11 protein-coding genes are annotated in these 12,271 nt (G+C 63.9%); 3 read left to right on the forward strand and 8 right to left on the reverse strand.

From position 1 onward, the window contains the following. Positions 1–18: 18 nt before the first annotated feature. The 4 genes from IRL76_RS09460 to IRL76_RS09475 all read right to left on the reverse strand — a co-directional run bounded on the left by IRL76_RS09460 (position 19) and on the right by IRL76_RS09475 (position 1,794). Positions 19–303, reverse strand: coding sequence for a VirB3 family type IV secretion system protein (locus IRL76_RS09460; protein WP_200981115.1), 285 nt, complete (start codon positions 301–303; stop codon positions 19–21). A 2-nt stretch (positions 304–305) separates the two neighbouring features. Next, a complete protein-coding gene (locus IRL76_RS09465) occupies positions 306–608 on the reverse strand; it encodes a TrbC/VirB2 family protein (RefSeq protein WP_200981116.1) in 303 nt (100 codons plus the stop codon). A 6-nt stretch (positions 609–614) separates the two neighbouring features. Further along, positions 615–1,244, reverse strand: a complete 630-nt coding sequence (locus IRL76_RS09470) for a lytic transglycosylase domain-containing protein (RefSeq protein WP_246449648.1) — start codon at positions 1,242–1,244, stop codon at positions 615–617. Positions 1,245–1,410: 166 nt separating this feature from the next. Beyond that, positions 1,411–1,794 (reverse strand): hypothetical protein, encoded by a 384-nt coding sequence (locus tag IRL76_RS09475; protein WP_200981117.1) that lies wholly within the window; start codon positions 1,792–1,794, stop codon positions 1,411–1,413. A 269-nt stretch (positions 1,795–2,063) separates the two neighbouring features. Here IRL76_RS09475 and IRL76_RS09480 point away from each other — a divergent pair, with 269 nt between their 5' ends. From IRL76_RS09480 to IRL76_RS09490, 3 genes are all read left to right on the forward strand, one after another. Next, positions 2,064–3,632: a hypothetical protein gene (locus IRL76_RS09480; protein WP_200981118.1), complete on the forward strand. Its 1,569-nt coding sequence runs from the start codon at positions 2,064–2,066 to the stop codon at positions 3,630–3,632. A 118-nt stretch (positions 3,633–3,750) separates the two neighbouring features. After that, positions 3,751–6,501, forward strand: coding sequence for a TonB-dependent receptor domain-containing protein (locus IRL76_RS09485; protein ID WP_200981119.1), 2,751 nt, complete (start codon positions 3,751–3,753; stop codon positions 6,499–6,501). A 461-nt stretch (positions 6,502–6,962) separates the two neighbouring features. Further along, positions 6,963–8,465: a tetratricopeptide repeat protein gene (locus IRL76_RS09490; protein WP_216629290.1), complete on the forward strand. Its 1,503-nt coding sequence runs from the start codon at positions 6,963–6,965 to the stop codon at positions 8,463–8,465. Positions 8,466–8,550: 85 nt separating this feature from the next. Here the strand turns inward: IRL76_RS09490 and IRL76_RS09495 are convergent, their stop codons facing one another. The 4 genes from IRL76_RS09495 to IRL76_RS09510 form a co-directional block, all read right to left on the reverse strand. After that, positions 8,551–9,225, reverse strand: coding sequence for a response regulator transcription factor (locus IRL76_RS09495; protein ID WP_425504491.1), 675 nt, complete (start codon positions 9,223–9,225; stop codon positions 8,551–8,553). Positions 9,226–9,329: 104 nt separating this feature from the next. Continuing rightward, a complete protein-coding gene (locus tag IRL76_RS09500; RefSeq protein WP_200981121.1) occupies positions 9,330–10,352 on the reverse strand; it encodes an aldo/keto reductase in 1,023 nt (340 codons plus the stop codon). A gap of 25 nt (positions 10,353–10,377) precedes the next feature. Then, positions 10,378–11,115: an SDR family NAD(P)-dependent oxidoreductase gene (locus IRL76_RS09505; RefSeq protein ID WP_200981122.1), complete on the reverse strand. Its 738-nt coding sequence runs from the start codon at positions 11,113–11,115 to the stop codon at positions 10,378–10,380. Between the two features lie 11 nt (positions 11,116–11,126). Next, entirely contained in the window at positions 11,127–12,269 is a 1,143-nt protein-coding gene (locus tag IRL76_RS09510; RefSeq protein WP_200981123.1) for an acyl-CoA dehydrogenase family protein, read from the reverse strand. Between the last annotated feature and the right edge of the window lie 2 nt (positions 12,270–12,271).

A 12,271-nucleotide genomic window follows, 5' to 3' on the forward strand; every position in this document is an offset into this window, starting at 1 on the left:
TACAAAGACCCTTCCCGCTCAGGCTGCATAGGAATTGCACCCCCAGCGCTTGTAGTTCGCGACGCGCGGGCACTTCGAAACCTTGGTGATCCAAAGGTCGAAGATGCGCGGTTCGCGCAGGCAGGCGAAATAGCCGATGCCATGCATGACCACTGCAGCCAGCAAGGCGAGCCAGCTGCCGGTGATCAGGAATATCTCGGTCGTCACCATCCCGTTGATGATGAAATAGTTATATGTCACCCCCGCGAACATCTGCGGGCGGGTGAGCGCACGGTGGACGGGATGGCGGACGAGGTTCGTCATGGTCAGCCCGCCGCGACGCCCTGGATGCCGGCGACGATCGAGGCTGCACCGAACAGGATGAAGACGCCGATGATCACGGTCGCGCCGAAGCGCCAGTTGAGGCGGCCGGTCAGCATCATGAAGCCGACGGCGGCGACCGCCATCACTGCAACCGCGGTGGCGACATTGCCCAGCAGCGTGCCCTGCAACCAGCCGAGCGCGGCGACGATCGGGCCCGAACCGGCGGGATCGGCTGCCTGCGCGAAAGCGGCAGACGGGGTTGCAAGCAGGGCCATCACGGCCGGAATCGAAATCGAACGCTTCAAGTGAATTTACTCCCGTGAGTGGTCGGCAAGGCGGCCCATGATCGAGGCCACGTAAAGCTGTGTTTCGCGGATGCGCGGAATGCCGCCGGCCTTTTCGACGCGGCCGGGTCCGGCATTATAGGCGGCAAGCGCCTTTTCGAGATCGCCGTCGAACCTGTCGAGCTGTTCGCGCAAATAGCGCGCCCCACCCTCCAGGTTGGCGAAAGGATCGTCTGCATTGACGCCAAGGTCGCGCGCCGTGCCCGGCATGAGCTGGGCAAGTCCGCGTGCGCCCACCGGCGAGACGGCCGAAGCGCGCCAGCGGCTCTCCTGCCAGACCAACGCCTCGATCAGTGTCGGGCTGAGGTCGAAGCGGGCAGAAAGTTCGGCGACCTTGGCCTGGTAGGCTGCGGGAACCATGCGCGACTGAATCGCCGGATCGGCAACCGCGAAATCGGGGACGAAGACGTCTGCCGGTACCTCGCCAAAGGTCTCGGATTCGATAGCTGTCATGTCGACGTGCGTCGTCGCGGGGCTCCCGCCGGCTATCCAGCGTGCTCCGTCAGCATCTATCTCCATGACATCCGCCTTTGCAGGAAAGGCGGCCAGCGTTGCACAGGACAGACCCATAGCGAACGCCAAGCGTGCGAGAATCATTGCACCCTCCGTCCGGTCCCGTTGGCCATACTACATGACAAGCGAGTGACAGGAAGCTGAATATGCCGGAAATCCGCATTTACGGGGAATCCGGGCGCATACGAAAAAGCCCGCGTTTCCAGATAGAAACGCAGGCCATCGGTGAACCCTCGGCAAATAATCAGGTTTAGCGCATGGAGAGCGCGTAATAGGTGGCGAAGTCACCGCTATCGAGCATGGCCAGCGCGCGGCGGGCCAGATGGCGCGAATCCCTAAATTCGCCGTTGGCGGTTTCGAGTTCCACGCTGTTGCTGGCCGTCGCAGCCGCCTCGAAATCGGCTCGAGCTTCATCGTAGCGACCCAGCCGGGCGAGCGCGATGCCGTGGTTGATGAGGCGGGCAGGATCGTCCTGGGCCAGTTCCTTGCAATTCTCGATCGCATCGACAGCCTCATGGTCGCGGCCTGCGACGAGCTGCTCGAAACCGACGTCATAGGTTGTTTCCGGAGCGACGACTGCGTCGACCGGACCCTGTGCCATCAGTGCCATCGCCAGTGTTGCAACGATTGCCATCAGAACTCTCCCTTTGTTCGTTGAGGAGAGGAATATCGGTCGCCACCAGCAACTGCAACAAAACCGTAACATTGTCATATTTCTGAAACGTGGAGCTTCGTCGAACGGGCCAAGCGGGCATTTTTGCAGCTTGCCGGGGAATCCTGTTGAAACTGCAACATAACGGTCACGAACCGACAAAAACTGTCACGAACGGAGCCTAGCGGGCGAGTCGCGATCAACGAATTCGCGCTTCCGATTCACCCGGTTTTTTGAGGGGACCGTTACCCGTGACCAATCTTCATCGTTCGCTCGTTCTAGGCTGCAGCGCACTGGCCCTTGCCAGCTGTGGCGCCGACGAAATCGTTTCGCCGGGTACCGGCGGCAACATCACCATCAACAACCCGCCGGCCACGCCAACCCCCACGCCGACCCCGACGCCGACTTCGGCCCTGGTGACCCCGGCAGCCGGTTGCCCGACCATCTCGGACCCGCAGGGCCTGACCGATGGTGGCACCATTTCCGGTCCGACCGGCGAATACCGCATCTGCACCATGCCCGCGCGCTTCAACGCCAGCTCGACCCTGCCCTACATCAAGGGCGTACTCTATCGCATGAACGGCCGCGTCGACGTGGGCACCGATGGTGGCCCTACCGCCACTGCGGCCGACACCAAGGTCAAGCTGACGATCGAGCCGGGCGCAATCATCTACGCCTCGGGTTCGAGCTTCCTCAACGTCAACCGCGGCAACACGATCGCGGCCAATGGCACTGCCAGCCGTCCGATCATCTTCACCAGCCGCGACAACGTGCAGGGTCTCAACACCAGCAACTCGTCGGGCCAGTGGGGCGGCGTCGTCCTCTCGGGCCGCGCTCCGGTCACCGATTGTATCGCCCCGGGCGCGACGCCGGGCACCACGGCCTGCGAACGCCAGGTCGAAGGCGCGGCGCAGCCGGCCCTGTTCGGCGGCGCGACGGCGAACGACAACTCGGGCAGCATGTCCTATGTCCAGATCCGCTACTCGGGCTTCGTCCTTTCGGGCGACAGCGAGCTCCAGTCGCTGACCACCGGCGGCGTCGGATCGGGCACCACCCTGCACCACATCATGAGCTACAACAGCTCGGATGACGGCGTCGAATTCTTCGGCGGCCAGTTCAACGTTGCCAACCTCATCGTGGTCGGCGCGGAAGACGACGGTCTCGACACCGACACCGGCGTGAAGACCAACATGCAGTTCGTCCTCGTGGTCCAGCGTCCGAACACCGGCGACACGATGATCGAGGCAGACTCGACCAACGCCCTCGAAGAAAACACGCCGCGCCAGAACACGCGCATCTCGAACGCGACCTTCATCGCCAACAGCGGCGTGAAGGACCAGGCGATCCGCCTGCGCGGTTCGACCGACTATCGCATCATGAACTCGATCATTGTCGACAAGTCGGGTTCGACCCCGTGCCTGCGCGTCGATGGCACCAACACGCTGAGCCGTGCGGCCGATGCCGGCCTCGACGAGGCTGGACCGGTCCAGTTCGACAGCTTCGTGATGGATTGCGCGACCGACTTCCGCGACAGCTCGGGCGGCGTCACCGCCGCGGCGATCCAGACCCGCTATGAAGCCGGCACCAACAACAATGCCAACTTCACCAACACGCTGACCATGACCTACCTCAACGGCGCCAACGAAACCGCCGTTCCGGTGTTCGATCCCACCTCGCTCTCCAGCTTCTTCGTGCTCCCGACCTCGATCGGTGCCGTCTACGCCGGCAACGCGACCTGGGTCGAAGGTTGGACCTGCAACTCGCCCACCGCCGGCTTCGGCTCGGTGACCGAGTGCACCACCCTGCCGGTCTACTCCTGACCTGCGTGAAGGCTGCGGGGCGCGCTCCACGGACGCGTCCCGCAGCCTCATTCCATTTTAAGCGGGCCTAGCGCCCGACCCGAGTTTCACAGACCTGATCATGAGGGGGTCTTTCGACATGTCGACCGGCAAGCGGCTCTCCGCGCTGCTCCTGTTCACCACCGCGCTTTGCGCTCCCGGCATCGCCTTTGCACAGGACGCCGCACCCGACACCGGCGCCGAGGGCGTTCCGCCCGAGGAAGACGCCGCGACCGACGCCGCGCTTGCGGACCAGGCCGAAGGTGTCGAGGACACCGCGCAGGACGAGGAAGCCTACGAGCAGCCTGAAGTCTCGGTCCCGGGCGGCGCCATCGTCGTCACCGGCCGCCGCCGGCAGGACATCACCCGCGCCTCGACGCAGGTCGTCTCGGTACTCGACACCGCCGCCATCGCGCGGACCGGTGAAGGCGACATCGCCGGCGCGCTGACCCGCGTCACCGGCCTGTCCACCGTCGGCAACGGCCTCGTCTACGTCCGCGGTCTCGGCGATCGCTACTCGCTGGCGCTGCTCAACGGCCTGCCGCTACCCTCGCCCGAGCCGCTCAGCCGCGTGGTCCCGCTCGACATCTTCCCGACCAGCATCGTGGCCTCGAGCCTCGTGCAGAAGACCTATTCGGCGAACTTCCCGGGCGAGTTCGGCGGCGGCGTGATCAACCTCACGACCCGCGCGGTGCCCGACGAAGCCTTCGTCAAGATCAGCGCCGGCATCAGCGGCGACGGCGAGACGACCTTCGGCCCCGGCTACACCTATTTCGGTTCGGACTACGACTGGTTCGGTTTCGACGACGGCAGCCGTGACGTGCGCCCTGCCCTCCAGAGCTTCCTCGACAGCGGCCTCAACATCGAGGACCCCGATGTCGACAAGCAGGCGATCCTCAAGGAACTGGGCGATCCCAACCTCGTCCTGTTGCAGAAGATCAGCGACCTGCCGGTCAACATCTCCGGCGGCATTACCGCCGGCACCGCGTTCGACGTGTTCGGCGACGGCCGCCTTGGGGTCATCGCCACCGCCTCGATCAGCAACAAGTGGCGCAACCGCTACATCACGCAGCAGACCGCCGCGAGCACCGACCTGTCGCTCGACACCGATGCGCGCGATTTCGTCACCGACAACCGCGTGCTGGTCAACGCCATGCTCGGCTTCGGTCTCGAGGTCGGCGAGCACCGCTTCCGCCTGACCAACCTCTACATCCGCGACTCGCTCAAGCAGGCCTCGCTCGAACAGAGCGAGGACTTCCAGAACGGCGATACCGACCTGACGCAGAACACCGCATGGTACGAGCGCCAGCTGATCGACACGCAGTTCACCGGCGAAATGAAGTTCGGAGACATCTCGGTCGACCTGCGCGGCGGCTATGCCCAGACGCAGCGCGAGGCGCCTTACGAGTGGACCTTCCGCTACTCGCGCTCGAACAATGCCGCCGATCCCTATGGCGACCTGTTCCTCAATACGCTCGATCCGCAGCGCGGCGGCGCGATCGTCGCCTTCTCGGACCTGACCGAAGACCTCTATTACGGCGGTCTTGACCTCAGCTACCAGGCGACCGACTGGCTCGGCGTCACGGTCGGCGGTGCCTATACCGACACCAGCCGCCTTTCCGAACGTCGCGAGTTCGATATTCGCGCAACCGGTGCATATCCCGACGTCTTCGGTGCTTTCCGTCCCGATGCACTCCTCGGCGGTGCACTGATCGACCTTGGCTTCGATCCTTCAGCACAGCAGGCCGCCGGCCTCGGACCGTTCAGCTACACGATCTTCGACACCACGGGTTCCGACCCCGCGTTCGAGGCGGGGCTGGAGATCAAGGCCGGTTACGTGAAGGCGCAGGTCGCGCCGATCGAAGGGCTCTCGCTCGACGTCGGTGTGCGTTACGAGGACGCGACGCAGGAAGTCGTCCCGCTCGGCCTCGACGGCAACCCCAGCGGTTCGTCGAACAACACGCTGCTGGCCAACGACTACTGGCTGCCCGCGGCGACCCTCACCTGGGAAATCGCCGACAGCCTGCAGGCGCGTTTCAACGCATCGAAGACCATCGCCCGTCCGCAGTTCCGCGAGCTGATCTTCCAGACCTACTACGATCCGGAAACCAACCGCCGCTTCAACGGCAACCCGCTGCTGGTAGACAGCCGCCTGACCAACTACGAGGCACGCCTCGAATACTACTGGGGTTCGGGCAGCCGCGTCAGCCTTGCCGGGTTCTACAAGGACATCAGCAAGCCGATCGAGGTCTTCTCGAGCTTCTCGGACAACGAGCAGGTCTCGGGCTTTGCCAACGCCCCTGCTGCACAGCTCTACGGCACCGAGTTCGAGATGCAGTGGAACAAGGACCTGTTCGACCTTGGCGACTGGTGGGAGAGCAAGCGCTTCGTTGCCGTGCTCAACTACACCTACACCCAGTCGAAGCTGAAGGTGACGGCGAACGACACTGCTTTCGTCTTCCCCTCGGCCCCGCAGCCGGCGACGAACTACTTCCGCGACGGCGTGCCGCTCACGGGACAGTCGGACCACCTGGTCAACGTCCAGCTGGGCATCGAGGATCTCGACAAGGTCAGCCAGGCAACCTTCCTCGTCAGCTATGCGAGCAAGCGCGTGACCAGTCGCGGCACCTCGGGCCTGCCCGACATCCTCGAGGATCCGGGCCTGCGCCTCGACTTCGTCTACCGCCAGGGCGTCGAACTTTTCGGGACCGATGTGGAACTGAAGTTCGAAGCCCGCAACCTCACCGGTCGCGACCACTTCGAATACCAGGACAACGGCGACAACCGGATCGAGATCAACAGCTACGACGTCGGCCGTAGCGTCAGCGCATCGGTTTCGATCGAGTTCTGATCCCGTCAGGCTTCATGAGAGAAGGGCCGTCCGCAAGGGCGGCCCTTCGTTGTTACGCTTTTCCTAGCACGTAATCCTGCTGTTTGATTCGCCCCAAACCAGCTGCGGAAGAATCTGGATTCGAACGCCACCGCATGGTAGGATTTCGGTCTGGTCGCCTCCTGCGTTGAGGGAGACTCGCGATGCCGCACACCTCCAGACTTTTCGCCGTCTTGCTTGCCACTCTTGCCTCTGGCGGAGCGTCGGCGACAATTGCGGAGACCGCACTATCACGGGAGGCTTTCGCCGCCCTCGATCCCACCGCGCCCGGCAGGAACGCCTGCAGGGCTGGAAACGGATCCAGTGAGGTTCTCGATGCGCGGCTTCGCCTGGCCCAATCGCTGGCCGAAGAGCGTGGTTTTGGCACCGCATCGATAGGATTGTATTCGGGGATCGGCCGCTCGGATTTTCCCGCATCGAAGATGGACCCACAGGCTCGGCGCTATTTCGATCAGGGTCTCGCCTTTGCTTACGGCTTCAATCACGAAGCCGCCATCCGTTCGTTCAAACGTGCCCAGGAACTGGATCCGGATTGCGCGGAATGCTGGTGGGGCGAAGCCATGGCAAACGGTCCCAATATCAATGCCGCTATGAGCGACGCGCAAAACTCCTCCGCCCTCGCCGCACTCGCCAGGGCTCAGCAACTGTCTGCCGCCTCCAACGACTTCACGAAGGCTCTGATTGAGGCGCAGGCGGTGCGATATTCGGCGGCCCCCGATGCCGATCGCGGCGCACTCGACCGGGGGTATGCGCAAGCCATGCTGCGGATTGCTGCAAATTACCCCGAAAGCGACGACCTCGCCGTACTTGCTGCGGAAGCGGCGATGAATACCAGCCCTTGGAACTACTGGAGCGACGAAGGCCAGCCCGTCCAGTTCATCGCCGAAGCGGTCGGACTGATCGAAAAGGTCATGGCACGCAATCCGAAGCATCCCCAGGCATCGCATCTGTACATCCACCTGCTTGAACTGCCACAGCCGGCCAAGGCGGAGGCAGCTGCAGATAGATTGCGGGCGAACAGTCCGACAGCACTCGGTCACCTGGTGCACATGCCGGCCCACATCTATTACCGCCTCGGCCGATACCAGGATTCAATAGAGGCCAACATCAAGGCAGCCGCAGCGGACGAAGCTTACCTTCGCGAAGTCGGCGACGATGGCCTCGTGCGCTTCGGATACTATCCACACAACGTGCACTTCTTGCTGACCTCGGCCCAGGCCATGGGTGACGTTCCGACGGTCGTGAACCAGACCGCAAAGCTTCAAAGCATTCTCGACGTCGAGACAGGGCGAGAGCTCTATTGGGTCCAGGCGATCTACGCCGCCCCATATTTCGCCTTTGCGCAATATTCCTCGCCGGAAGCGGTGATCGCTCTCACGCGCAAGCCGCATCCACTCGAATACGTCGAGGCCATGCGCCATTATGCTCGTGCAATTGCTATCGCGCTCAAGCCCGGGCTCGGCGATTTCACTGCAGAGCTCGATGCCATGCAGCAACTGGCGCGATCAGACAGCGCGAAGACGATGGAAGCAAACGGCTTTCCCGCTCCCCTGATCATCGACCTCGCGATGGAAGTGGCGAAAGGGCGAAAGGCACTCGCACAATCGCAATTCGAACAAGCGATCGCGCATTTCTCCAAGGCTCGAGAAATGCAGAAGCAAATCCCCTATAATGAGCCTCCGTTCTGGTATTATCCGGTCGATCAGTCGCTCGGCGCAGCATTCTACAAGGCGGGCCGCTTTGCCGAAGCGAAGAGCGCCTTCCGTGCTGCGCTCTTCGACGCCCCCAACAGCGCCCTGGCTCTCTATGGCCTTGCCCAGACCGAAGGAAAACTTCGAAACCGTCTGGAACAGATGGCGGCAGAACGGGCCTTCAGATCAGTGTGGCGAGGCGATACCGACTGGCCGGATCTAGGTCGGATTTGACCAATCGAGGCGGGTCCCTTCCCCCCTCTGACGCCGGGCCTCAATGGCAGGGGCCACCAGGTTCTGACGAATCAACTCGCGCTCCTCAATGCGAGTCGTAGACGTATCCCAGCGACCGCACCGTGCGCACGCGGTCGCCCGCGCCCATCGCCCTTAGCGCCCTGCGCAGGCGGCCGATCCACACGTCGACCGTGCGCTCGTCGATCGGCGGTTCCTGCTTGCCGAGGGCGGCGATGAGGTCGGCGCGGGTCAGGACGCGGTCGGGGTTCTGGGCAAAGAAGCGCAGCAGGCGGAATTCGTTGGGCCTCAAATCAAGCGCCCGCCCCGCCCAGCGCGCCTGGAGCGCGGCGGCGTCGATGGTGAGTTCGCCCAGTTCGAGGATTTCCGAAACGCTTGTCTGCGCCCCGCCCCATTGCAGCGCCATCACGCGGTCGAGCACGGCGGTGCGGTCGATGGGGCCGAGGATGTAGTCGTCCGCCCCGGCCTTCAATGCCCGCCGCTTGTCCTCGGCATCGTCCTCGTCGAGCACGATGGTGATATGCGCCTCGGCAGTGCGCTTGTCGGCACGCAGGCGGCGACACATCTCGAGGCCGGAGAGGTCCTCCATCACCCAGTCGACGAAGGCGCAGACGGGCCCTTCGACCAGCCGGTGCGGGCCGTCGGGGTAGAGCCGCGCAAAGGCATAGCGCGTCTCGCCATGCATGAAGTCGGTGATTTCTTCACCGAGGCGGTCAGTCAGGAAAATGTTTATGGCTTGCACGCGGTTCGTATCCCACCCTGTCGGGTGAGCGATGGCGCAGTCATGTGACTCGTTTGTGACCCGTTTGCCCGGATTGTAACACTCGGGCCGAATTGGGCGATTTTCTATTCGTGGACGCGGCTGAGCGTCCAGTTGCGCGGGGCTGTCGAGGCGATGCCTACCGGGTTCTTCGGCACGTAGGGCGCCTCGAGCCTCGCGACTTCCTCGTCCGTCAGGCCGAGGTCCATGGCAGCGACGGCGGCAGCGATGTGCCCTTCCTTGGTCGCGCCGATGATCGGGGCGGTGATGCCCTTGGCGAAATGCCACGCCAGCCCCACCGTCGCGCGCGATACCCCGCGTTCCGCAGCGATCGCACCGACCGCATCGATGATGGCGCGATCGGCATCTTCCTGCTGGCGGTAGAGCAGCTTGCCGAAGCCGTCGGTCTCACTGCGCACCGTCGTCTCATCCCAGGCGCGGGCGAGCTTGCCGCGGGCGAGCGGGCTCCACGGGATGAGGCCCACGCCCTGGTCATGGCAGAGCGGGATCATCTCGCGCTCTTCCTCGCGATAGAGCAGGTTGACGTGGTTCTGCATCGAAATGAAGCGGGTCCAGCCGTTGGCGCGCGCGACCTCCTGTGCCTTCGCGAACTGCCAGGCGGCCATCGACGAAGCGCCGATGTATCGCGCCTTGCCCGCCTTCACGATGTCGTGCAGCGCCTCCATCGTTTCCTCGATCGGCGTCGCATCGTCCCAGCGGTGGATCTGGAACAGGTCGACGTAGTCCATCTCCAGCCGAGCAAGGCTGTCGTCGATCGCCTGGAACAGGCTCTTGCGCGAATTGCCGCCGGTGTTCGGCGCCTGCCGCCAGGGGAGGAAGGCCTTGGTCGCGAGCACGATCTCGTCGCGCCTGGCGAACTCGGGAAGGAGCTTGCCCATGACCTCTTCGGACGCGCCCATCGAATACATATTGGCGGTGTCGAAGAAGTTGATCCCGGCCTCGACCGCCTCGCGGATGAAGGGACGCGACTGTGATTCGTCGAGCACCCAGTCGCCGTGCCAGCCGCGGGTGGTGTCGCCATAGCTCATGCAGCCGAGGCACAGGCGCGAGACCTTGAGGCCGCTGGGGCCGAGATTGACGTATTCCATATCGTTTCTCCTCAGGCCGGAGCGCTCAAGACAACGTCATGCCGCCATCGACGCGGATGGTCTGGCCGACGACGTAATCCGCCAGCGGCGAAGCGAGGAACAGCGCCGCGCCCGCCATGTCCGCCGGCGTGCCCATGCGCCCCGCCGGGATGCGCGCCACGGCACCGGCGGCACGCTGCTCGTTCTCGGTCGTGACTTTGGTGAGCTTGGTCGGGACGAGGCCCGGGGCGATCCCGTTGACGCGGATGCCCTCGCCCGCCCACGCCTGCGCAAGGCTGCCCACCAGACTGACTGCCCCCGCCTTGCTCGCGGCATAGGCGGGGTTGCCGATCATCGCATGATAGGCCCCGACCGAACTCACGATGATCAGCGAACCGCCATTCTCGGCCAGCTTGGGGCGCACGGCACGCGAACAATCCATCAGCGAGTTGAGGTTGACCTCCATCACCGCGTCCCAACCGGCCCGTTCGAATTCCTCGCGGCGGTAGCGGACGGTGCCCTGGCACAGCACGACCACATCCAGGGTTTCGGGCAGGGCGAGCTTTTCGAATGCGCCAGGCTGCGAAACGTCCACACTATGGAAGACAAGGTCTACAAGATCGCTACCTTCATCTACACTGTAGTCGTTCGCTGAAGCGCGCGTTCCGGTGACGTGAACCTTGGCGCCGTGTTGGCGAAAGCCGTGGGCAATCCCATTGCCGATGCCGCTCGTGCCCCCGACAACGAGGACGGTCTTGCCGGAATAGTCGAGCGGATCGGACAATCGGTTTCTCCTCAGATCGAGCGGCTGATCACTTCCTTCATGATCTCGTTCGTACCGCCGAAGATGCGCGTCACGCGCGCGTCGCGCCACAGGCGGGCGATGGCGTATTCGTTCATGTAGCCCGCCCCGCCATGCAGCTGCAGCGCCTTGTCGCACGCCTCCCACTGGAGGTCGGTGTGCCACAGCTTCGCCGCGCTCGCCTCGTCGGTGGTGAGCTCGCCTGCGAGGTGCTTCTTGATCGCCCAGTCGAGGTGCGCCCAACCGACCTGGAGCTTCGCCTTGAGATCGGCGAGGACGAACTTGGTGTTCTGGAATTCGAACACCGTCTTGCCGAACGCCTTGCGGTCCTTGGTGAACTTCACCGCCTCGTCGAAGGCGCGCTGCGCGGCGGCCTGCGCGCCCACGGCGATGCCGAGGCGTTCCTGAGGCAGTTCCTCCATCAGGTGGATGAAGCCCCGTCCTTCACCGCCGAGGATGTTGGTCATAGGGACGCGGCACTCGTTGAAGAACAGCTCCGAGGTATCGGCCGAATGCTGTCCGATCTTGTCGAGGTTGCGTCCGCGCTCGAAGCCGGGCGTGTCGGCATCGACCAGCACCAGCGTCGTGCCCTTGGCGCCCTGTGTCGGGTCGGTCTTGGCAACGACGATGATGACGTCGGCGTTCTGGCCATTTGTTATGTAGGTCTTCGAGCCGTTCACCACCAAGTGGTTGCCGTCCTTGACCGCCGTGGTGCGGATGCCCTGCAAGTCGCTGCCCGCGCCCGGCTCGGTCATAGCGATGGCCGAGATGACGTCTCCCGAGACCATGCCCGGAAGATACTTTGCGCGCTGCTCGTCGGTGCCGAGACGCTCGATGTAGTTGGCGGTGATGTCGTTCTGCAGCGTGAAGCCGGCCGAACTGCCGAGGTAGGAGAGCTCCTCGCACAGGACGCAGTTGAAGCCGAAATCGAGGCCAAGGCCGCCGTTCTCTTCCTTGACGGTGGGGCACAGCATCCCCGCCTCGCCCAATGCCTTCCACGCCGAGCGCGGCACGATACCATCGGCCTCGTGCTGGTCGAGATAGGGCGTCATGTGTTCGGCGAAGACCTTGCGCACGGTGTCGCGGAAGGCCTCGTGATCCTCGTTGTAGGCGAAGCGCTGGCTGGTATCGAGCATGG

This window comes from Qipengyuania soli, assembly GCF_015529805.1.
GTDB classification, from domain to species: domain Bacteria; phylum Pseudomonadota; class Alphaproteobacteria; order Sphingomonadales; family Sphingomonadaceae; genus Qipengyuania; species Qipengyuania soli.

Coding starts and splice junctions, on each gene's coding strand:
- IRL76_RS09475 (WP_200981117.1), bottom strand. CDS start 1,794: ATGGCAATCGTTGCAACACTGGCGATGGCACTGATGGCACAGGGTCCG.
- IRL76_RS09460 (WP_200981115.1), bottom strand. CDS start 303: ATGACGAACCTCGTCCGCCATCCCGTCCACCGTGCGCTCACCCGCCCG.
- IRL76_RS09490 (WP_216629290.1), top strand. CDS start 6,963: ATGGACCCACAGGCTCGGCGCTATTTCGATCAGGGTCTCGCCTTTGCT.
- IRL76_RS09510 (WP_200981123.1), bottom strand. CDS start 12,269: ATGCTCGATACCAGCCAGCGCTTCGCCTACAACGAGGATCACGAGGCC.
- IRL76_RS09470 (WP_246449648.1), bottom strand. CDS start 1,244: ATGATTCTCGCACGCTTGGCGTTCGCTATGGGTCTGTCCTGTGCAACG.
- IRL76_RS09500 (WP_200981121.1), bottom strand. CDS start 10,352: ATGGAATACGTCAATCTCGGCCCCAGCGGCCTCAAGGTCTCGCGCCTG.
- IRL76_RS09485 (WP_200981119.1), top strand. CDS start 3,751: ATGTCGACCGGCAAGCGGCTCTCCGCGCTGCTCCTGTTCACCACCGCG.